The sequence below is a fragment of the Salidesulfovibrio brasiliensis JCM 12178 genome, from assembly GCF_001311825.1.
GTDB lineage: Bacteria > Desulfobacterota > Desulfovibrionia > Desulfovibrionales > Desulfovibrionaceae > Pseudodesulfovibrio > Pseudodesulfovibrio brasiliensis.
Genome location: NZ_BBCB01000175.1, coordinates 1 through 913, shown reverse-complemented (window position 1 = coordinate 913; position 913 = coordinate 1). Strand labels below are relative to the sequence as shown.

Here is a 913-nt window from a genome sequence, read left to right as displayed (position 1 = left end):
CTCGCGCAGTCGGGCCAGCAAGGGACCGAGGCACAGCACCGAGGCGCGCATGGTCTTGACCAGCTCATACGGGGCCTCCGGCACCAGCGCCACGGCGTCGGACGTGACATCGTTACCGTCAAAGCTGGTCTTGCAGCCAAGAATCTCAAGCAATTTGAGCGAGGTGTGAATATCGCGCAGGCGAGGCACGTTACCCAGCTCCACCTTTCCTTCGGCCAAAAGACAGGCCATGAGGATGGGCAGGGCCGCGTTCTTGGCACCGCTGACGCGGATTCGACCTTCGAGCGGTCCGCCGCCCTGTACTATGAGTTTATCCATGAAAATTTTCCTTTTTTTACATTCTTTGCTTGACCGCCGCCGGGGACTTGGATACATCTACGGCCCTCATGCGGTGGGTGTAGCTCAGTTGGTAGAGCACCTGGTTGTGGCCCAGGTGGCCGAGGGTTCAAGTCCCTTCACTCACCCCACAGGAATTCAAGGCGAAACTCCGGTTTCGCCTTTTCCTTTTTCAGGGGCATCCACACGTCCGAGAAGAGCCGTCAGATCGGTGTCCCGCCGTCCGGCATCTCCCCGCAAAATATCATCCGCTGAAACGCCTTCGCCCCACAGGGCCGCGTTCATGCTGTCCCGCTCGGCAATGCCTCCGGCCTCGAACCCGGCTCCGGCATACAACCCGGAGATTTCGGTCATCACCAGCATGTCCGGGCTGGGGTTGTCCCACCCGGCATTGTTCTGCACGCCCACGTTCAGGAACTCCACGGCAAACGAGGCACCGCCGATGGTGCCGTCGGCCATGAAGTGCTCAAGCGTTTCCGGGGTGCGAAAGGCAAAGATCACGGACTGGGTCCTGACGCCCGCCTGCAGGCCGAAGCCCGGCGCGCCGAGGCCGTAAAAGACCGGCCCGTTCCACCGC

At 61.4% G+C, this 913-nt stretch carries 2 protein-coding genes and 1 tRNA gene; 1 reads left to right on the top strand and 2 read right to left on the bottom strand.

Features of this window, described 5'->3' with window-relative positions:
• Positions 1-318, bottom strand: a 318-nt coding sequence (locus JCM12178_RS17440; protein WP_500799081.1) for a carboxyvinyltransferase, incomplete at its 3' end; no start/stop codon positions are given.
• A gap of 73 nt (positions 319-391) precedes the next feature.
• Here JCM12178_RS17440 and JCM12178_RS17435 point away from each other — a divergent pair.
• Positions 392-467, top strand: a tRNA-His gene (locus tag JCM12178_RS17435).
• Positions 468-474: 7 nt separating this feature from the next.
• Here the strand turns inward: JCM12178_RS17435 and JCM12178_RS17430 are convergent.
• Positions 475-913 (bottom strand): lipid-binding SYLF domain-containing protein (locus JCM12178_RS17430; RefSeq protein WP_157054991.1); only part of this gene is annotated, 439 nt, incomplete at its 5' end.